This window comes from Hyphomonas neptunium ATCC 15444, from assembly GCF_000013025.1.
Taxonomy (GTDB): Bacteria; Pseudomonadota; Alphaproteobacteria; order Caulobacterales; family Hyphomonadaceae; genus Hyphomonas; species Hyphomonas neptunia.
Map to the genome: position 1 here is coordinate 2859576 of NC_008358.1, position 20348 is coordinate 2879923.

General features: G+C 61.7%; 19 protein-coding genes. 13 read left to right on the forward strand and 6 right to left on the reverse strand.

Annotated elements, in window-relative coordinates; genetic code table 11:
- Window positions 1-95 precede the first annotated feature (95 nt).
- Entirely contained in the window at window positions 96-530 is a 435-nt protein-coding gene (gene arfB, locus HNE_RS13355) for an alternative ribosome rescue aminoacyl-tRNA hydrolase ArfB (RefSeq protein ID WP_011647676.1), read from the reverse strand.
- A 137-nt stretch (window positions 531-667) separates the two neighbouring features.
- Between arfB and HNE_RS13360 the strand changes: the two genes are divergently transcribed.
- The 9 genes from HNE_RS13360 (at window position 668) to HNE_RS13400 (ending at window position 10794) form a co-directional block, all read left to right on the forward strand.
- A complete protein-coding gene (locus HNE_RS13360) occupies window positions 668-1192 on the forward strand; it encodes an RcnB family protein (RefSeq protein ID WP_011647677.1) in 525 nt (174 codons plus the stop codon).
- A 172-nt stretch (window positions 1193-1364) separates the two neighbouring features.
- On the forward strand, window positions 1365-1763 hold the full coding sequence (locus HNE_RS13365) for an NUDIX hydrolase (RefSeq protein ID WP_011647678.1): 399 nt from the start codon (window positions 1365-1367) through the stop codon (window positions 1761-1763).
- A gap of 326 nt (window positions 1764-2089) precedes the next feature.
- On the forward strand, window positions 2090-3220 hold the full coding sequence (locus HNE_RS13370; protein WP_011647680.1) for a collagen-like protein: 1131 nt from the start codon (window positions 2090-2092) through the stop codon (window positions 3218-3220).
- A 24-nt stretch (window positions 3221-3244) separates the two neighbouring features.
- Complete coding sequence (locus HNE_RS13375) at window positions 3245-4891, forward strand: ShlB/FhaC/HecB family hemolysin secretion/activation protein (RefSeq protein WP_011647681.1); 1647 nt, start codon at window positions 3245-3247, stop codon at window positions 4889-4891.
- A gap of 275 nt (window positions 4892-5166) precedes the next feature.
- Window positions 5167-6759, forward strand: coding sequence for a phosphoenolpyruvate carboxykinase (locus tag HNE_RS13380; RefSeq protein ID WP_011647682.1), 1593 nt, complete (start codon window positions 5167-5169; stop codon window positions 6757-6759).
- Window positions 6760-6922: 163 nt separating this feature from the next.
- Window positions 6923-8131 (forward strand): acetyl-CoA C-acyltransferase, encoded by a 1209-nt coding sequence (locus HNE_RS13385; protein WP_011647683.1) that lies wholly within the window; start codon window positions 6923-6925, stop codon window positions 8129-8131.
- Window positions 8132-8287: 156 nt separating this feature from the next.
- Complete coding sequence (locus HNE_RS13390) at window positions 8288-9031, forward strand: TlpA family protein disulfide reductase (protein WP_011647684.1); 744 nt, start codon at window positions 8288-8290, stop codon at window positions 9029-9031.
- Between the two features lie 4 nt (window positions 9032-9035).
- Window positions 9036-9554 carry a hypothetical protein gene (locus HNE_RS13395; protein ID WP_011647685.1) on the forward strand — a complete coding sequence of 173 codons (519 nt, stop codon included), beginning with the start codon at window positions 9036-9038 and terminating at the stop codon, window positions 9552-9554.
- Window positions 9555-9705: 151 nt separating this feature from the next.
- Complete coding sequence (locus HNE_RS13400; protein WP_011647686.1) at window positions 9706-10794, forward strand: hypothetical protein; 1089 nt, start codon at window positions 9706-9708, stop codon at window positions 10792-10794.
- On the opposite strand, the gene HNE_RS13405 is transcribed toward HNE_RS13400, so the two are convergent.
- Window positions 10791-11741 (reverse strand): rhodanese-related sulfurtransferase, encoded by a 951-nt coding sequence (locus HNE_RS13405; RefSeq protein WP_011647687.1) that lies wholly within the window; start codon window positions 11739-11741, stop codon window positions 10791-10793. The two genes, HNE_RS13400 and HNE_RS13405, sit on opposite strands and share 4 nt — an antisense overlap.
- 72 nt (window positions 11742-11813) lie before the next feature.
- Window positions 11814-11939, reverse strand: coding sequence for a hypothetical protein (locus HNE_RS19025; RefSeq protein ID WP_267878697.1), 126 nt, complete (start codon window positions 11937-11939; stop codon window positions 11814-11816).
- Window positions 11940-12516: 577 nt separating this feature from the next.
- Here HNE_RS19025 and HNE_RS13410 point away from each other — a divergent pair.
- Window positions 12517-13008, forward strand: coding sequence for a flavodoxin family protein (locus HNE_RS13410; RefSeq protein ID WP_011647688.1), 492 nt, complete (start codon window positions 12517-12519; stop codon window positions 13006-13008).
- Between the two features lie 81 nt (window positions 13009-13089).
- Here HNE_RS13410 and HNE_RS13415 read toward each other — a convergent pair whose 3' ends face one another.
- Together HNE_RS13415 and ispH are read right to left on the reverse strand one after the other, a co-directional pair.
- Window positions 13090-14982 carry a DUF4209 domain-containing protein gene (locus HNE_RS13415; protein WP_011647689.1) on the reverse strand — a complete coding sequence of 631 codons (1893 nt, stop codon included), beginning with the start codon at window positions 14980-14982 and terminating at the stop codon, window positions 13090-13092.
- Window positions 14983-15029: 47 nt separating this feature from the next.
- The gene (gene ispH, locus HNE_RS13420) at window positions 15030-15977 is read right to left on the reverse strand and encodes a 4-hydroxy-3-methylbut-2-enyl diphosphate reductase (protein WP_011647690.1); all 948 of its coding nucleotides are present in this window, start codon (window positions 15975-15977) and stop codon (window positions 15030-15032) included.
- Window positions 15978-16092: 115 nt separating this feature from the next.
- On the opposite strand from ispH, the gene HNE_RS13425 reads away from it, so the two are divergent.
- The gene (locus HNE_RS13425) at window positions 16093-16677 is read left to right on the forward strand and encodes a hypothetical protein (RefSeq protein ID WP_035592130.1); all 585 of its coding nucleotides are present in this window, start codon (window positions 16093-16095) and stop codon (window positions 16675-16677) included.
- A gap of 3 nt (window positions 16678-16680) precedes the next feature.
- Complete coding sequence (argS, locus tag HNE_RS13430) at window positions 16681-18450, forward strand: arginine--tRNA ligase (RefSeq protein WP_011647692.1); 1770 nt, start codon at window positions 16681-16683, stop codon at window positions 18448-18450.
- A gap of 140 nt (window positions 18451-18590) precedes the next feature.
- Here the strand turns inward: argS and HNE_RS13435 are convergent, their stop codons facing one another.
- Window positions 18591-18878: a hypothetical protein gene (locus HNE_RS13435; protein WP_148205895.1), complete on the reverse strand. Its 288-nt coding sequence runs from the start codon at window positions 18876-18878 to the stop codon at window positions 18591-18593.
- Between the two features lie 243 nt (window positions 18879-19121).
- On the opposite strand from HNE_RS13435, the gene HNE_RS13440 reads away from it, so the two are divergent.
- On the forward strand, window positions 19122-20261 hold the full coding sequence (locus HNE_RS13440) for a YcjF family protein (RefSeq protein WP_035592135.1): 1140 nt from the start codon (window positions 19122-19124) through the stop codon (window positions 20259-20261).
- The last annotated feature ends 87 nt before the right edge of the window (window positions 20262-20348 follow it).

Consider the following 20348-nt stretch of genomic DNA (forward strand, 5'->3'; position numbering starts at 1 on the left):
AACAAATCAACTCTGCGAAAAATTGCGTTTAGTCGATAAAGCAGAGCACAGGAACACAGATCGCCGCAATTCCCTGCGCGCGGGCCGATGCCGGCCTATTCGTCCCCATCCACACTGCCCCTCAGTGATTTGACTTCACTGCGGCGCTTCTTGGCGGCAATGCGGCGGCGCACGCTGCCGGCGGTCGGCTTGGTTTTTACGCGCCGCTTTGGAGGTACGGACGCCTTCAGGATCATCTCGGCCAGACGCTCACGCGCGGCGGTCCGGTTGAGGACCTGACTGCGATGCTCGCTCGCCTCCAGCATCAGGCGCCCGTCAGCCGTGATGCGGCTGGCAAAGAGCTTGGCAAACCGCTCCTTGACCGGCGCCGGCAGGGACGACGCCTGGACATGCCAGGTCAGTTGCACAGCGCTGGACACCTTGTTCACATTCTGGCCGCCCGGTCCGGACGCGCGGACAAACGCTTCGCTCAGCTCCCAGGCGGGAACCGTTATTGCGTCTGAAATCCGCAGATCGCCGAATTCTGCCATGACCCGATTCCTGAAGGCTATGTTCAGCGGGAGTTCAGGCAAACTCCCGCACAAATCAACCTGCAATGCTGGATATCCCAGCTCGCCTGTCACTGGCAAAGGCCTGTGGCCGGAACCCGTAAGATGGAGCAAGCGCCATGCGCCTGAACAAATCCTTTACGCGCCTCATCGCGGCGACCACGGCTGCCAGTCTCATGATCGCGCCGCTCGCTTATGCTGATCGCGACGATCGCGGCCGGGGCAAACGCGGTTATGACCGTGGATACGATCGCGGATATGATCGGGATCATGATCGCGGCTACAAGCGTGGCCATAAGCGCGATCACAAGTATCACTACCGGCACAACTACAAGCCGCACTATCATTACAGCCCGCCACCGCGCGCCTATTATGCGCCGCCGCGTTCGTCTGTGACCGTCACCTACGGGCGCACCTATGGCCCGCATTACTATCGCGGCTATTCCCCGCGTTATGATGTCGGCGGCTATTACGGCTATGCCCCGCGCACGGTGTATATCAACCAGTATGACCGGCATGGTCTTTACGCGCCGCCGAGCGGCTATCACTGGGTTCGCGACAATGACAGCGGTGACGCCATCCTCGCCTCCGTGGCGACCGGCGCAATCATCGGCCTGGTCGTGGGCGCCATCGCGGCAGATTGATACCTGACCCCTCGCCTCGTACCCCTGAACCGAGGCGAAGACATCCGGACCTGGGCCTGCATAGCCCGGTTCCGGGTGTCTTTTTTTGTGCCCGATTTTGTACCTGACACCCGACAGGAGATGTCATATCCGGGACAGATCAGGACAAAACCGGACAGTTCAGGACATCGCCATGACAAAACCTGTCGAAGCCGGCTGCGGCGCGGCCATTCTTGACGCGCAGGGCCGCCTCCTCCTGATCCAGCGCCTGAAACAGCCCGAAGCGGGCGCCTGGGGCCTGCCCGGTGGCAAGATCGATTTCGGCGAGCGGGCCGAAGATACCGCCCGCCGCGAGATCCTCGAGGAGCTGGGCATCGAGATCGAGCTGACAGGGCTCGCCTGCATCGCGGAGACGATTGACGCCGGTGATGGACGCCATTGGGTGGCCCCCGTCTATTCAGCGCGGATCATTTCGGGCGAGCCTGAGGTGATGGAGCCGGAAAAGCATGGCGGCTGGGGCTGGTTTGACCTCGCTGACCTGCCCGATCGACTGACAAGTCCCATCAAAGACTGGCTGAGGGCGCAGGGCTGATCCCATTTCGTAAAGGATAACGCGGGGCCTTCAATTTTGCCCCTTTGTTGTTGAACTTAAAAAACATTCCAATTTCTAATAGATATTTCGGGCTAATCCCTTGCTTCGGAACGTTCCACCAGAAGCTGATGATTCAAATGGCTTTTTTTGCGTGATGCGCTGCAATATATGGGCGCTTGGTAAAAAAAAACAACAAAATCGACCTAAGCACGGCCAAATTTAGGAAATATCATTCTCTGCAAGATAGGAATGCTGGCGTCGGAGCATTAGCCAAGCAGTTTCCTTCTCCGGCTGGGCCAGCGTGTCGATCCACGGAGGAGTGATCAATGCTTAAAATGCCCATGACAGCGATTGCGCTTGTTGCCCTTGCAGCAATTGCGGCCTGCGAATCCAACGGCCACACCCGTTATGCCAGCGTCGGAACCGTCGGTCCCGGCGGCTCAAACGGCGGAAGCGGCCAAAACGGCGGTGACGGGAGCGACGGCTCAAATGGCGGCTCGGGTGTCCCTGTCCCTGGCCCTGCCGGACCGTCTGGTCCTTCTGGCCCAACGGGCCCCACCGGCGCGCAAGGCGAGCAAGGTGAGCCCGGCGGCAACTTTGCCCTTGGAAATACAGGACTGATCGCGACGGGCGGCCTTGTCGGCCCCTCGGGCGTTGGCGGCACCGGCCTCCTTGCCAATCTTGGCGACCCTTCCACCAGCCTCCCGGTCGTGTCTGATGTCAGCGCATCTGGCGGCAACCTCATCACGTCGGTCAGTGCCGGCCTCGATGGCGCGCTCGGCCAGGCAAACCTTCCCACCGAGCTTGCCAGTGTTACCGGCGCGGTGACGCAGACGCTGACGGGCGTTGGCGGCGCGCTTGAAGCGTTCGGTACCGATGGCACCCCGCTTATTGATGGACTGGCCTCGTCGGTGTCTCCGCTCCTGACGGCGGGCCTTGGCGGCGGCACACTTGCTGGCGACGACAGCGGCAGCTCCCTGATCGGGCTCAGCCTTCTGTCACCCGATCAGCAAATGGGTTCGCTGGCTGAAGTCGGCATTGCGTCTGGCACCTCTCTGCTGAACGCCGACCTGTCTCCCGACAGCGACACCGCCCTGAACGTTGCTAACCTGGCAAGCGTTGATCTCGGCCCGGTTACCGGCGCCGTGAACGGCGCGCTGGGCGATGCCGGTCTGTCGGATGTTACCGGTGTGATCGAAGGCGTCCTTGGCGGCGGCGGCGATCTCGGAAGCGTTACAGCCCCGGTTGAAGGGCTGCTCTCCGGCGGTGGTCTGCTGACCGGCGTGACCGAGCCTGTTGAAAACCTGCTTACAGGTGAAGGTGCACTCGGCGGGCTGACAGAGCCGGTCGAAGACATCCTTTCCGGAAATGAAGAAGCCCCCGAAACGCCGCTCGATCCTGTTGTCTCTGGTGTCACCGGAGTTCTGGGTGGGCTGCTCGGTGGCGGTTGGAACTAACCCCCTGACAAAACGGAAGACCCTATGAAGAAGCGCCACGTTCAACTCTCGCAATTCCTTTTGATGAGCGTGGCGCTTTCTTCCCTTTACAGTCCTGCCGGCCTGGCCGCGCCGCAGACACTGCCCGATGAGCGGCTCAATCCCGGCTCGCGCCCTGAAACGCCTGTCATCCAGCCCGATGGCACCGCAGAACCCGAACGCGGCGTGACCGATGTCGCCGCCTCTGCCCCGAGCGCGACCGCCGTTCCCATTCGCGGCATTCAGTTCAAGGGCGCCGACGTGCCGTCTGTGGTCGCCGATGCGACCCAGCCCTTCCTCGGCAGACCCGCAGACACCGAAACCCTGCAACAACTCGCCGCCGTCATGAGCGAGGCGTACAAGAAGTCCGACGTGGCCCTGTTCACGCTGGCCATCCCGGCGCAAGACCTTTCAGACGGCGTGGTCGAGGTGCTGATTGCCGAGGGGCATGTGGCCGAAGTCATTACACGGACAGATGAAGAAATTTCCGACCGCCGGCAGCTGCGCGGCTATCTTCGCCCGTTGCTGGTCGAGCGCCCCGCCACGCGGGAAAGCTTTGAACGCGGCATGACGCTCGCCCGCCGGGCGGAAGGCGTAAAGGTGACGCCGGGCCTGCGAACGTCAGATGTGCCGGGCGCCGTTATCCTGGTGCTGGATGTGGAAGACAAGAAGGACGGCTTTGCGGTCGGCTATGATAACCGCGAATCCCGTCTGATTGATTCCGGCCGCATCAGCGCGTCGGGCTTTCTCTACAGCAAGCTGCGCGCCGGGGACGCCCTGCGCGGACGCATCTCGTCCACCCCGGACGGGAGCCAGTCGCGGTCTGCCAGCCTGCAATACACAACGCCGATCGGTACAGACGGCCTGACGCTGGCCGCCGCCGGCGCCTATCAGGACACCCGCCCCGACGCGATCCCCATCAAGGGCGACGCCAACTTCCTGACGGCGAGCCTGTCCTATCCGATTATCCTGAACTTCAAACAGGAGCTTTCCGTCAACGCCGCGATTGACCGCACAGAGAGCACCAATACCGCCCTTGGCTCGGTGATCGCCAATGAGAACATCTCCGCAGCCCGCCTCGGCGCCAAGGCGTCCTGGGTAGAGGCCAAACGGTCTGCCAGCGCGAACCTGTCGCTCGCTCAGGGGCTGGATTTTGCCGACTCCACCTCCTCCGTCTTCGGATCAGACATTCAGTTCAGCAAGCTCAACGGATCGGGCAGCCTGGTGCAGGTGATCGGAGAAAGCCTCTACCTTCGCCTCAAGGCGTCCGGGCAGTGGACAGATGATATTCTGCCCGCGAACGAGCGGCTGATCATCGGCGGCATCGAATATGGCCGGGGGTTCAGCAACGGCCTTCTGGGCTTTGACAAGGGATACGCCGTCTCGTTCGAGCCCGCCTGGCGCCCGCTGGACGACGGCCTGTTCTCCCGCAGCGAGATTTACGTGTTCGCCGATTATGCCGACGGCACCCTGCTGACCAATGGCGGGTTCGATTTCGATCTCAGCTCGGCAGGCATCGGCACCCGCATCGCTTACAAGGATTTCGCCACGCTGGGTCTGGAATGGGCCGAGCCACAGGCTCTGCCGGTCCGGGGTCTGGACGATGACGGGATCTTCACGGTCACCTGGGCACTACGCTACCAGCCCGACTGAGCCCGGCCTTCTGCGGGCCGGTCCCTGTGCCTGAATGAACCAGTCCCGCACAGGCAGCTTGCCCCGACGCAAGCCAATTTCCGAATGACACCGGTGCCAAAATTTGACAACGGCGGACATCCCTGCCGTTACATTCGTAACTATGCGAAATGCTGCGCCGCAGCCAAATTCGCATGGGCACGGATGTTGCAAAAGCTTCTCACCAAGCGCTAATGACCCCTATGGTGGCAGGGCCGGGGCGCCCTAAGAGTTCGCAAAAATTCGAGGACAGCGTAATGAGCGATACCGTAGCAATCCTGGCCGAGCTGGGTGTGCAGACAAAATCCATTAAGAAAAACTGGAACGAGGCACGCCTGTATGAAACGGCCGTTGCCAGCGGCGAAGCCCGCGTTGCCAAGGGCGGCGCGCTGGTGGTCGAAACCGGGCAACACACGGGCCGCTCCGCCAAAGACAAGTTCACGGTGCGCGACGCGACGACCGAGAAAACCGTCTGGTGGGACAACAATGCCTCGATGACGCCCGAGCAGTTCGACGCTCTGTGGACGGACTTCAAAGCGCACCTCGCCAAGCAGGACATGTATTCGCAGGACCTCTTCGGCGGCGCAGATCTCGACTATCGCCTGCCCGTCACTGTGGTGACCGAGTTTGCCTGGCACTCTCTCTTCATTCGCCACCTTCTGCGCCTTCCGACAACGGATGAGCTCTCTGGCTTCAAGACCGAATTCACGATCATCAACTGCCCGAGCTTCCGCGCCGATCCGGCCAAGCATGGCTGCCGCAGCGAGACCGTGATCGCGGTGAACTTCGCCAAGCGCCTCGTGCTCATCGGCGGCACCTCCTATGCTGGCGAAACGAAGAAGTCGGTCTTCACGATCCTCAACTACCTGCTGCCCAACCAGGGCGTGATGCCGATGCACTGCTCGGTCAACACATCTGACAAGGACGATGCGGCGATCTTCTTTGGCCTTTCAGGCACCGGCAAGACGACGCTTTCGGCAGACGCTTCGCGCACACTGATCGGCGATGATGAGCATGGCTGGTCGGAGAACGGTCTCTTCAACTTTGAAGGCGGCTGCTACGCCAAGATGATCAAGCTGTCGGCCGAGGCCGAGCCTGAAATCTTTGCCACCACGAAACAGTGGGGCACGGTGCTCGAGAACGTCGTGATGGACGCGACAACGCGCGAACTCGATCTCGACTCGGCGGCGCTGGCGGAAAATTCGCGCGGCGCCTATCCGATCGAAGCGATTCCGAACGCGTCGCTGACGGGCCGTTGCGGCCAGCCGAAAAACCTCATCATGCTGACGGCTGACGCCTATGGCATCATGCCGCCGATCGCCAAGCTGACGCCGGCGCAGGCGATGTATCACTTCCTCTCCGGCTATACCGCGCGTGTCGCGGGCACCGAGAAAGGCGTGACCGAGCCTTCGGCCACCTTCTCCACCTGCTTTGGCGGCCCGTTCATGCCGCGTCACCCGTCGGAATATGGCAACCTGCTGCGCGAGCTGATCGCGCGTTACAATGTGGATTGCTGGCTGGTCTCCACCGGCTGGACCGGCGGGCCTTATGGCCAGGGCAACCGGATGCCGATCAAAGCAACGCGCGCGCTGCTGAACGCCGCGCTTGATGGCTCGCTCAACACGGTCGAGTTCCGCAAGGATGAGACGTTCGGCTTCCTCGTGCCGGTTTCTGTGCCGGGCGTGGACGCCAAGATCCTCGATCCGCGTTCGACCTGGGCTGACCCGGCCGCTTATGACAAGCAGGCGGCGAAACTGGCCGAAGAGTTCGTCGAGAACTTCAAGAAGTTCGAAGCCTATGTGGATGAGGCGGTGAAAGCCTCGGCGCCCAAGCCGAAGGTTACCGCGTAACCCCACACACTGCCTCTCGCAAAACAAGAGCCCGCCCGGTAAAACCTGGCGGGCTTTTTTTGATCTGAACTGCCCGTTTACGTCAACGGAAGGCTGGCCTTACGGAAATTCACTCACTAGGGTGCGCCGCACAAAGACGTAAGCATCATCCAGGAGGAAGCCAATGCGTGAAGCCGTAATCGTTTCAACAGCCCGTACTGCCCTGACCAAAGCCGGTCGCGGCGCCCTCAATGACACCCATGGCATCACCATGGCTGGCCACGCCATCAAGGGCGCGCTCGAGCGCGCCGGCGTTGAAGCCGCTGCGGTTGAAGACGTGTTCCTCGGCTGCGCCGCGCCGGAAGGCGCTACCGGCCACAACGTTGCCCGTAACGCCGCGCTCGCCGCTGGCTGCCCGTCCAGCACGTCTGGCGCCACCATCAACCGCTTCTGTTCCTCGGGCCTGCAGGCCATCGCAAACGCCGCGCACACCGTGATCCATGAAGGCGCAGCGGTCACCGTTGGCGGCGGCGTGGAGAGCATCAGCCTCGTTCAGGGTTCGGGCCAGTCCAACCGCTACAAGTATTTCGAGCCGGAACTGGCCAAGACCTGGCCGGCCATCTGGATGACGATGATCGAAACGGCCGAGATCGTTGCCGAGCGTTACAATGTCAGCCGCGAACACCAGGACCAGTATTCTGCCGAGAGCCAGCGCCGCACGGCCGAGTTCCAGCAGAAAGGCTACATGGCACAGGAAATCGTGCCGATGAAAACCAAGATGCGCCTCGTCAACAAAGAGACCAAGGAAGAAACCTTCCAGGACGTGATCGCTGACCGTGACGACTGTAACCGTCCCGGCACGACCTATGAGAGCCTGGCTGGCCTTCCGCCGGTGTTCTCCGGTGGCCAGGTCATCAAGCAGGGCAAGTTCGTCACTGCCGGTAACGCCTCGCAGCTCTCCGATGGCGCCGCGGCTGTGGTCGTCATGGAAGCCAAGGAAGCGGCAAAGCGCGGCCTGAAGCCGCTCGGCCGTTTTGCTGGTTTCAACGTTGCCGGTTGCGATCCTGACGAAATGGGCATCGGCCCGGTCTTCGCAGTGCCGCGTCTGCTGGAGCGTCATGGCCTGAAGGTCGACGATATCGACCTCTGGGAACTGAACGAAGCGTTCGCCTCGCAGTGCCTCTACTCGCGCGATCGCCTCGGCATTGATCCTGAGAAGTACAACGTGAACGGCGGCTCGATCTCGATCGGCCACCCCTTCGGCATGACCGGCGCACGCTGCACCGGATCCATCCTGCTCGAAGGTCAGCGCCGCGGCGCAAAATGGGGCGTTGTCACCATGTGTATCGGTGGCGGTATGGGCGCAGCCGGCCTGTTCGAAATCTACAGCTGAGCCTGATTTCCGGTCTCCGCCGGAAGCCAGACAGACACGTATTGCGAGGGGCGGCTCATTCGGGCCGCCCTTTTGCTTATGGGTGGGTTCAGAATTGCTGCCTTCTTACCGCCAGCCATTGATGGCAGCGTAACCGGCATTACTGGAGTAAAGCCGATGAAGCGTTTCCCCCTCATTCTCGCCGCCGCCCTGATGCTCAGCGCCTGCGGCCCGGCGCCCTCAACCGAGAGCGCGCCCGCTGCAGCTTCGGCGCCCGCAGAAGAAACCGATACCGGCCCCAAGGCGCAGGGCTTCATCACCCAGAACACCGCCCCGCCGACCGGCGCAGCCGATACGAAGGGCGATGGCGTTTACCGCGACAGCTATGGCCGCCCGTTCCAGTATGCGCTCCTCGGCCAGAAGCTGCCGGAGTTTACGGCGCCAACGTCCGATGGTGGCACGTTCAGCTCCGCCAGCATCAACCGCTGGACGGTGATTGATGTGTGGGGCGCCTGGTGCGCAGATTGTGTGGCCGATGGGCCGTATGTCGACGCGCTCGCCCGCGCCATTGCGCAGGACCCGGACCTCGATTTCGTCTCGATCCATGTTCCGGCCAACGCCAACCGGGCAACACCGGAAGAACTGTACGGAAAGTACGGTTCGCTGGAGGCTTATTTCGCCTCCGCCGGCTACACGATCCCGTCTGTCGTCCTCGATACCGATGCCAGCCTTCGCAGCCTGCTGCAGATCAGCTGGACGCCCAGCTATCTGCTGGTCTCTCCGGACCGCGTCGTGCGCGGCTTCCGGACCGACCTGCGTGTGATCGAGGACCAGCCGGTGAAGACCTTCATCCAGGACATCGCCGAAGTGAGAAAAGACGTGAGAGACCTTCTCTCTTCGGAGCCTTCCGACATAGACTGAGGGCATGACCCGCCCGGTATCGCTTGCCCTTGCCCTGATCCTTGCTGCCTGCGGCACGCCCGAAGGCCGGGCCGGGCAGGATGAGACGGGCGCCCCGGCCCACACGATCGGCCCCGAAGGCGCAGGGGGCTTAAGCGCGCAGACCCCCTTCACCGTGCCCGCGATGGAGCGCGCCTTTCCGGAGCTGGAGGTAATCACCCTTTCCGATCCGGATACGCCTGCCTTCCACATCCGCGAAACGGGCGGCGCCGCGCCGCTCTATATCGTGACGCCGGACTGGACGCGGGGCTATGCCGGGGCGGTGGCGACAACCTCTCCCGATGTCAGCGGCCCCGGCCAGCTACGCGCGGGACGCAGCCGCCTCAGCGATGCTCCGGCCGAGCTGACAGCCACCTGCGCCGCGCCCGAGACCGCTGGCGAGATTACGCTCATCTGCGAAGCGGACCGCTTCCGCCTCGAATTCAGCGGGGCCGGAGATAACCCCCTGCTGGCCCGCCAGACATTCCTGCCTCCGGTGCCCTGAAATTGCTCGCCTGTGACGCGAAAGATGGTTGATGAAAATGTAATGCACACGCCTCGCCCTCTGGCGTGGATGCAAGGTTTGAATCTTCTGCGCTGACCGGCTAGTCCTAGGCGCGGTGATGAACAAAAACGGATGAGAAGGCGGGAAAAGAATGCTGCATCCTTCGACCAAGAAACTGATCGACAAGCTCAGCGAGATGACGCGCAAGCAGCGCGTCTCCTGGATCGAGGGCGAGAACGGCACCATCGTGCATGACACCGAGGGCTACCGCGTCGTGCTGACGCCCGAGCCGCACGGCGTGGTGCTGACCGATGCTGTGGGCCGCGAAATCGAGACCTGCAGCCCGGAAGAAATCGCCGACGAGAAAGACAGCGCCGGGCGCCCCTATGCCCAATTCATCGGGGAACTTTTCCGCGAGGCCCACCGCCATGCGCGCGGCGCCGAGAAGGCGATCCGCACGTTGCTCGCCGGGCTGGAAGCGGCTGATGAGCCCCCGCCGGAGGCTGCAGCGCCTGAACCCGAAGCTGAGCCCGAGCCCGAGACACTGACCGATGAGACCGTCTCGATGGACGGCGAAACGGCGATCACGGCGGCCGTTGCCACGCTGGCCGACCAGATCAACAACACTGCGCCCATGGCCGGGCCGGAGATTGCCGCGGCCCCTGAACCTGACCTGATTGCTGCAGAACCAGAGCCGCAGCCGGAACCAGAGCCCGAGCCTGAACCTGAACCGGAGCTTGTCTCTGAACCCGCACCTGCGCCCCTGCCGGCGGCCTATGCCGAAACCGAGGAGAGCGGTGAGGAGGAAGCTGAGCCAGAGGCCGAGGCCGAGGCGGAGGCCGAGCTTGAGGCGGCGCCGGAGGAGACGATGGAGGAGGCCGCTGCGCTGGTGGCGCCTGAAGCTGCACCAGAGCCTGAACCTGTTGCGTTTGCGGCAGATCCCGAGCCTGAACCTACCCCTGCGCAGAGCCCGATGCAGCAGCGGTTTTCGCTGTCGGGCATCCCCTATGGGGTGGGCTTTGCGGGCACGCAAACGATGACGCCGCCAGAAGAAAAGCCTGTAGAAACAGCGCCTTCGGAGCCGCGCGCGCTGGTCATCGACGGGACGGAAGACCTGCCCGAGGGCATGCCGCATCTGGACGATGAGCCGGAGCTGCCGCCGCTGCCGGAAAGCCGGGATGAGGGCGATGAGGAGGGTACGCCGCCGGCGATTCCGCGGCGGTTTAATCCCTGGAATTAAACGGGTTTTTCCGCAGCCTTTTTCGGCGGGCGCGGGCCGACATGGGCCTCTCCCCGCGCTTTGGCGAGGTCGATCTGTTTCTGGCGCTCGGCGAAGCGGGCGCGCTGGGATTCTGTCATCTTATCAAGGCAGTGCGGACACGACACGCCCTCGACATAAGCCGGGTCAGCCCGCGCCGCTTCCGAGACAGGATGGCCGCAGGCATGACACAGGACGTGACTGCCCGGTGACAAATCGGGACAAACCGAGACACGTTCGTCAAACACGAAACATTCCCCGCGCCAGAGGCTGCCCTCCGGGGGCACGGTCTCGAGATATTTGAGGATGCCGCCTTCCAGGTGGAACACGTCGTCGATGCCCTCGGCCTTCACAAAGCTCGTCGCCTTCTCGCAGCGGATGCCGCCGGTGCAGAACATGGCGATCTTGGGCTTGCGGCCTTCGGCTTCGAGTTTGGCGCGGAACTCGCGGAACCAGTCTGGAAACTCGCGGAAGGTTTCAGTCTGTGGGTCGATGGCGCCTTCAAAGGTGCCGATGGCGACTTCGTAATCGTTGCGGGTGTCGATCAGCACGGTGTCGGGGTCTGAGATCAGCGCGTCCCAGTCCTGCGGCTTCACATAGGTGCCGACGAGATCATTGGGGTCGGTGCCGGGCACGCCCATGGTGACGATCTCGCGCTTCAGGCGCACCTTGAGGCGCAGGAAGGGCATCTCGTCGGCTTCGGAGAACTTCGCCTCCAGCGTTTCGGCGCCCGGCAAGGTGCGCAGGGTGTCGAGGGCTTTGCCGATGGCTTCGGGGGTGCCGGCGAGGGTGCCGTTGAGGCCTTCCTCGGCCACCAGCAGCGAGCCCTTGATGCCAAGGCCGCACAGCGTCTGCGCGAGCTCCTGGCGGCGCGTGGCATAGTCCGGGAAGCGGAAGAATTTGTAGAGGGCGGCAATCTGGACGGTCATGGCCCGCCTTATGACAGAAGGCGGCGGGCGGGAAAACGGGGGAATCCCCTATGGGCGCAAAGCCCCTGCCGGTCAGTAAAACTTGGGCCCGGCGTGGGGCGGCGCCTTCGGCTCAATATTATAGCGCTCCAGTATCTTCATCACGACGTCCACCATTTCGCGCGTGCCCTCGTCGCCTTCCATAGACGTGCGGGACAAAGCGTATCTCTTCTTCACCGTTCTGGGAGCGGTGCGGAGGGCCACGTAAAGATCAATGCTCAAATCTGACATGCCGCCACCATAGCGCAGCATTTGCGCGAATGGAACATATGATGAACAAAATTCACAGAAAAAGAATCTCAACCAGCACCAGAAGCCGGACAGGGCGGCGCCCTTCCGGTTTTACCTCGATGTGGCAGGCGGAGGCGGAATGCGCCGCGTGCGATGATGGATCAGTTGGGTTGAGAGATCGCGACGCTCTCCACCTCCGATGCCGGGGCCGGGGAGGCCCCCGCCCCGCGCCGGGGTGATGAACCGGCGTGGGACGACAGAACGAAGCTCGCATGGCGCGCACCCCCGGCGGTTTGGCGCGGCGGGATGGGCGGCGGGCGCGGGGTTTGGGGCGTGGAGAGGCGGAGACTTAAGCCCCTTCTCCCTCGGGGGAGAAGGGGTTGGGGATGAGGGGGAGCCAAGCAGACCACCGCCAGCGTTGCGCCCCCTCACCCCCAGCCCCTCTCCCCAGGGGGAGAGGGGAGCAGAAGGTGACACTCTCCCCGCCCCGCCCTATCCTGCCCCCATGAAACACCTTCTCATCATCTGGCATTCACGCACCGGGGCGGCCGAGGCGATGGCGCGGGCGGCCTTTGAGGGCGCAAGCGGTGATGAGGCCTGCACGCCGCGCCTCTTGCGCGCGAACGCGGCGCAGCCCGGCGACCTGCTGGGGGCGGATGGATACCTGTTCGCGGCGCCGGAAAACCTCGCCAGCCTCACCGGCGAAATGAAGGAGTTCTTTGACCGCTGCTACTACCCCGTCCTCGGGCGGATCGAGGGGCGGCCCTATGCCCTGATGATCGCGGCGGGCTCAGACGGCACCAATGCGGCCCGCCAGGCCGCCCGCATCTGCAAAGGCTGGCGCCTGAAGGAAGCCCAGCCGCCGATGATCCTCTGCACCCATGCTCAGACGACGGAGGAAATTCTCGCGCCGAAGGTGCTGGGGGTGGATGCGCTGGAGAAGTGCCGCGAGTTGGGTGCGGGGATGGCGGCAGGCGTTGGCGCGGGGATTTGGTGAGGGTCCATAGTACGCCGACGTGAACTTAACGTTCTTTGTGCCGGTAACTAACTTAGTTAAGCGTCCTATTTATATGCTCGCTCATTGATCGGTGGATTCGTCATCTGCCTCAGAAGAAGTTGAGCGACCTTTTGCTCGTGTATTGATTTCATCTTCAATCGGCTTCCAGTCTGTCAAAAGAGGGAGGCAGGTAATGTGAAAAATGAACCAGCAAGCGTAGACTACATCCGCACCGTAACAGTGACCGACGGTTAATTTGCCGTGCGCTTGCTCGTGACGCAACGCGGGTCCGAGCCTAGACGCGAACAAAAGATCAAGTTCAAATATGATTTCTTGGCCAAAAATTTCTTCCAGCGAAGAGCGCGAATGTTCAATTAGATTCGAGAGAGACCGGTCTTCTTGGGTCATGTCAGCTTCGATCTTCGAAGTGTCTTTCCCAGAAAGCTTCAATACATGTCGGAGAGAGTTCTCGAGCAACGGCAAAAGAATGCTGCTCGCGGAAATCATGTCGCCTTGAAAAAGTCGTGCAAAACCGAGGGAAAAGACTTCTTCGAAACCGTTTGGAACAAACGGACTGGAATCGCAAATCACCTGAAAATCTTCTTGCTCGATTGTCGTTGCCGCTTGGATGGCACGACGAACTGGCAACCATGCTCCAGATACCATAACGGTTCTATGGTGAGTTAAGTTTTGTGCGACTGTCGAAAGTATCGCTGTTTCGTCGTCTCCGCCACCTATGCCTGGACGGCGAGCAACGGTTTTTCCCTCTCCATCTACTATTTCGCCTCCCATGATTGATGACAACGGAAATTCCGAGATCATTTCTCGGGCTTCTTGTTTTAACTCTTCCGGGTCTCGTGAGAAGGATAACGTAGCAATTTTTGCCAACGCCCGGCCCCAAGAAAGGCCGCTGACGCGGGCGAGATGATGATCAGCAATATCGCTGAGATCAATTTCAGTCGAATGTGATTGCATTTCGAAGTGAATGCGTTCCTGAGCCTCCCTTAGCTTCAGTCGCAGATCTTCGTGCATAAGTCTTGCTGCGGGGCCGCGAGCAAGTCGAACTTCTGAGATAGCAGTTGATAGCCACGATGCTGAAAACATCGCAGAGGTTTTACCTGCATTCGCAATCTCTACGGACTTCTCCGTCTTTGAAAAATGGCATCTATTTTCGTCATCAGGTAATTGAAATCGTCTGTATCCCCGAATTGCAACATCAAGGAGTTCTTTTGCTGCGTGTGGTCCAATGTCTTCCCATTGCGAGCCCGCCTCAGCTTTCTTCGCATAAGAGTGAACATCTCCAATGCTGTAGTCATATGCGAGATTTAGAATTCGAGCATACAGGCTAGCATCATTGTCCAGCTCAGCGCGCTCGGTTAGATCAAGCACCAACTTTACCAACACTTCAGGAAAAGCGTTTTTGCCTTTGACGGCCTTTGAAATTTGAAAAGCTCTTCGTAACAGAGAAATGGTTTGGAAGTTCAGCTCCCCCAATTCGCTAAATTCGTGTCGCCCAACACCCGAAAGAACAGAATTCACACACTCAGCATACGATGTAATTGCCAAGTCTGCCATTTGGCGGTGTCGCCGATTTTGTAGCCACGCAATATCAGAAACCCGAGCACGGATGCCTGCGTGCTCGAAAGAAGTCGCGACTTTGCCAAGTTCGATAACCTGTGCCAACGAAAGATCGTTTGGAATCATGGAGCGCCGGTTTTCTAACACCAACATTGCACCATAGGGAGAGGCAGGGTCTTCCGGGTGGAAACTCATATGCAAAATTGAATTTAGCAACTGGTAGGCTTTCAGTTCTTCAGCCGTTAGCTCTGCATCCAAATTCTTCAACTCCTGAGTTTTGGAGTGAGCGTCTACAACTTCCAAATCCGAGATAAATCTCTCGAAATTGAGTGAGCCGAACGTCTCCGCGGAGATGGTTTCTGCCTCATCTGATGGGCTGGGGTCTTTATCGGTCATGTTTACAGTCTTGAACTTGCTGCCACCGCGTGTGCGGTATTTTTTATTTATCCCGCCAGCACTCTTGGCAATTTAAACGTCACGGTTTCATCCGCCGTCTTCACGGTTTCCACCGTTACCTCGAAGCGGTCGCGGCAGGCTTCGATGACGCCTTGGACGAGGTCTTCGGGGGCGGAGGCGCCGGCGGTGAGGCCGAGGGTGGTGATGCCGTTGAACCAGGACCAGTCTATGTCGTCGGCGCTGGCGATGAGCTTGGCGTCTTGGGCGCCGGCGCGGAGGGCGACTTCGACGAGGCGGACGGAGTTTGAACTCGTCCTTGCACCGATCACCAGAACAAGCTCTGCGCCCGGCGCAAAGACTTTGACCGCCTCCTGACGATTGGTGGTGGCGTAGCAGATGTCTTCCTTGTGCGGCGTGGCGATGCCGGGGAAGCGGGACTGGAGGGCGGCGACTATGTCTGCCGTGTCGTCTACGCTCAAGGTTGTCTGCGTGATGAAGGCGAGGTTGGCGTGGTCGCGGGGCTGGAACGCGCGCGCATCCTCCACGGTCTCGATAAGGGCGACGGAGCCTTCGGGGAGCTGGCCCATTGTTCCGATGACTTCCGGGTGGCCGGCATGGCCGATGAGGACAATCTCGCGCGCGGCGTTGAAATGGCGCTCGGCCTCGACATGCACCTTGGAGACCAGCGGGCAGGTCGCGTCGACATAGATCATGTTGCGGCGGCCGGCCTCGGCGGGGACGGATTTGGGCACGCCATGGGCGGAGAAGATGACCGGGCGGTCATCGGGGCATTCTTCCAGCTCCTCCACGAAGATGGCGCCGAGGGCTTCCAGACGCTCCACCACATGCCGGTTGTGGACGATTTCATGGCGCACATAGACCGGGGCGCCCCACTTTTTCAGGGCCTCCTCGACGATCTGGATGGCGCGGTCCACGCCTGCGCAGAAGCCGCGCGGGGCGGCCAGGCGGAGGGTAAGCGGGGGTTTCGTCGTCATCTGGGGTATTTCTCCTGCGCCGAATGCGTTGCGCGGCGCCCGCAAGGCCTTTAACACGGGCAGGCTTATTAGATGGACAGGCCTTTACACAAGGCCAAGATGGACACGCCGACGCATGCGCAGAATTGCCCTTCTCCTCGCCGCTTCCCTCCTGGCCGCTACGGCGGTGACCGGCTGCCGCAGCCGCCTCGCCCAGAGCCTGGACACAACGCCGAATGCCGGCCCCTGCCCCGTGATCGGGTCAGTGTATGACGCCGCCCGGTATGTGAAATTCGTGGACGGGGCGGGCGAGCTTTACTCCGACATCGAGTTTACCGGCGAGATCACCGATGTGCGCATCTTCTGCCGCTATACCGATGACAACCCGCTGGACGCCGAAATCGAGATCGATTTTGCCTATGGCAAGGGCGCCGGCGCGCGCGGCGACAGCCATGTCTATCCGTATTTTGTCGCCGTCACCCGCCGCAATGGCAAGGTTCTGGCGCGGGAAACCTTCGCCAGCCAGGCTGAGTTTGGCGGCAAGACCCTGACGGCGAAGTCCGAGCGCGTGAACCGCATCACCATTCCGCGCGCCGATGCGTCGATCTCGGGCGTGAACTTCGAGATTGTGGTGGGCTTCGAGCTGACGACCGAGCAGCTGGAATTCAACCGCGCCGGCAAGCGATTCCGCCTCGATGCGGGCACGGGCGTGTCGGAGTAGGACATGACGAGCCTCGCGAAGAACCTGTCCGCGGCCGCTGGCGCCGCCTTTGAGGCAATGGGGCTTGAGGCGCGGTTCGGCGAGGTGCGCCGGAGCGACAAGCCGGAGCTGGCCGATTTTCAGTGCAATGGCGCGATGGCGGCGGCGAAGGCGGCCGGCAAGAACCCGCGCGAGATTGCCGGGGAGATTGCCGCGCGGCTGAAGGAACATGCCTCTGTGCTGTCGGCGGAAGTCGCCGGGCCGGGCTTTATCAATCTGCGGGTATCGGACGCGGCGCTGTCTGCGCGCGCCGAGCACGTGCGCGGGGACGCGATGGCGGGGGCGGAGAAAGCCGCAGACGCCGCCGTGACCGTGATCGACTTTGGCGGCGCGAATGTCGCCAAGCCCATGCATGTGGGGCATCTGCGTTCCGCCGTGATCGGCGATACGCTGCAACGGATCTGCCGGTTTGCGGGTGATGAGGTGACCTCTGACGTGCACCTCGGCGATTGGGGCCTTCAGATGGGGCACCTGGTTACCGAGCTTTATGACGAACAACCCGGCCTCATCTATTTCGACGCCGCCTATACTGGCCCCTACCCGGCTGAGCCGCCTGTTACCATTGACGATCTGGGCCGGCTTTATCCACAGGCCAGCAACAAGGCGAAGGCCGACGCGGCGCGCAATGAGCGCAGCCAGAAGGCTGTCGCCGAAATGCAGGCCGGGCGGCCGGGCTATCGCGCGCTGCTGCGCCATTTCATCGAGGTGTCGATCGAGGCGCTGAAGCTCGACTATGGCTTCCTCAATGTGTCGTTTGACCTCTGGAAGGGCGAGAGCGATGTGGACGGGCTGATCCCCGGCCTGGTGGAGCGCTTCAAGCAGGCGGGCCTTGCCGAGGAGAGCGACGGCGCGCTGATCGTGCATGTGGCCCGCGAGACCGACAAGAAAGAGATGCCGCCGGTGATGCTGGTCAACAGCCGCGGCGGCACGGGCTATCACACGACCGACCTTGCGACGATCCTCGACCGGATGGACACGCTGACCACCACGCCCGAGCGGATGCTCTATGTGGTGGACCAGCGCCAGGCGCTGCATTTCGAGCAGGTGTTCCGCGCCGCCGGGATGCTGGGGCTGATCGCTGAGGACAAGCTGGAGCATATCGGCTTTGGCACGGTGAACGGCGCCGATGGCAAGCCCTTCAAGACGCGCGAAGGCGGCGTACTGCGGCTGGCTGATCTTCAGGCGATGGCGATGGAAGAGGCGGAGAAGAAACTTTCCGCCGCCAACCTGCCCGCAGATATGGGCGATGCCGAGCGCTTTGATGTGGCGAAAAAAGTGGCCGTCGCGGCGCTGCGTTTCTCGGACCTGATGAACACGCGCACGACCAATTATGTGTTCGACCTGGAACGCTTCACCAGCTTTGAGGGCAAGACAGGGCCTTACCTGATGTATGCCGCCGTGCGGGTGAAATCTGTGCTGCGCAAGGCCGCCGAGAACGGCCATTCTGCGGGCAAGGTGGTGGTTACCGAAGACGCCGAACGCACGCTGGTGCTGCAGCTCGACGGCTTTGGCGCGGCGCTTCTGGGCGCGCGCGAAAAGCGGATGCCGCATATCCTGTGCGAACATCTCTACGGCCTCGCCCAGGCGTTCAGCAGCTTCTATGCGGCGTTGCCGATTGCGGCGGAGGCCGATGGCGAGAAGCGCGCGAGCCGGTTGGCGCTGGCCGATGGCGTGCGGCACCAGTTGGAGACGGGGTTGGAGCTGCTTGGGATTGCTGTGCCGGAGCGGATGTAGGGCGGATAGACCCCGGACTTGTTTCAGGCGAAATCTGCCATTGTTGGATATTTGGGTGCGCGTCGGATTCCGGCCTGCGGTCTCAATCCAACCTATGATGCGTATAGCAATCCAGTCAGAGACCAACAATCCAAACAAAATCACCTCATCTGATAGAGTGTCCCGTCATAGCAATCCCCGTCCGGATACTCTTCAAGCGCTTCTTCAAGGTCTCCTACGCAAAGCTTGCTTTTGCCATTAACTTCTAGAACGGTCATTTCTCCATAGTGGTATGTGTAACCATACTCCGAACACTCCCACACATAACCGTTCTTCAGGTTGATGATCTTGTCGTAGTCGCAACCCTCAAAAGTGATGCCGTACCCGCTTTCCATGTAGCTGATGTCGGCGCTTGCACTGCCTGCGACGAACATAAAGCTGATGCTCAAGATCATAGTTCTCATGGACCTGCCCCCAGCTGAAACAAACATAACCGTTAAGCGGAAGTGGCATCGCCAGCAACCCAAAGCAGGAGTACCGAGTCACTTCGCGACTCGTAGGGCGGATAGAGCGAAGCGAAATCCGCCATCCCGGAACACCGCGCTCGTGGTTGTCGGATTTCGGCCTTTGGCCTCTATCCGACCTACGGGGGGTGGCGCTTAATGTGCCCTGCATTCTGGAGGACATTGCTCATGGCCAACCTTCCTGTTCCGGTTCCGGCCTCAACGCCTGCCGTCAAACCTGCCCAGAGGTGGGAGCTGGCGGCGCAGTGGGCGCAGGGGTGGCGGATTTTGAAATGGTCGGTGAGCGCGGTGGTGGTGATCGCGGCGCTGATGGTGATTGGGCAGGGATACCTGTTTTACCGGCTGTTTGATGATGTCCATCCGCTGCTGGGCTATGCGTATATCCTGCTGCTGACGGCGGGGCTGGCGCTGCTGGTTGTGCGGCCGGTGATGGCGTTTCTGTCGATGCCCGTGGCGGCCAAACCGCCGGATATTCTGATTGATCCCAAAGCCCCTGATCCCAAGGCGCTGGTGGCGCGGGTGCGCTATGACATCCGCTATCTGCAGATGCTGGCGGCAAACCCCGAAGTGCAGGCCGAGCGCGCCGCCATTGAGGAGAGCATCGCCAAGGGCCGGGCTCTGATGGCGCGCGCGGGACGGGCGACGCCGCAGGAGGCGCTGGGGATTTCCTCCGAGCTGGAGACATTTGAGCGCGCGCATATCGAGGCGCTGCTCGGCCCGCTGGACCGCCGCGTGAACCAGATCATCCATGCCGAGGCCGTCGGCGTGGGCGTCGCCACAGCGCTTTCGATGAATGGCACGGTGGACGCGTTCATTGTGCTGTGGCGCAATGCCAATCTCATCGCCCGCATCTCGCGCATCTATTTCGGGCGGCCGCATCTGATGGGCAGCCTGCGCATTCTGCGCGATGTGGCGGCCATCGTGGTCGCCGCCCGCGCGCTGGAGGATGTGACCGATCTGACCGGCGATGTGGTGGGCAGCCTGCTCGGCCGGATGGGCGGGCTGATTGCCGGGCCGGTGATGGATGGCGGCATCAATGCGATGATGACGCTGAAGCTCGGCTATCTCGCCAAGCGCCGCTGCCGCAGCTTCAAGGGCTGGACGGCGGGCCAGGCGGCGGCGATTTCCGAGGGCGCGTTGCGCGAAGTGAAGGCCGAATCGGGCTCGGTCATCACGGATCTTCTCAAACGCGTCGGCGGGCTCACCACCCACGCCACCCGCGCCACCGAGCGCGTGCTCGCCGGATCGCGCAGCACCTGGGAGCTGATCCGCAGCTGGTTTGGCGGCGGGCGGCCGGTGGGCAGCTGACGCCATCGTGATCACTGCGTCAGCGGCGCGGATGGACAGCCCTGCCCGGCTCAGTTCAGATGGGGATGGGTGGGACCAAGGCTGACC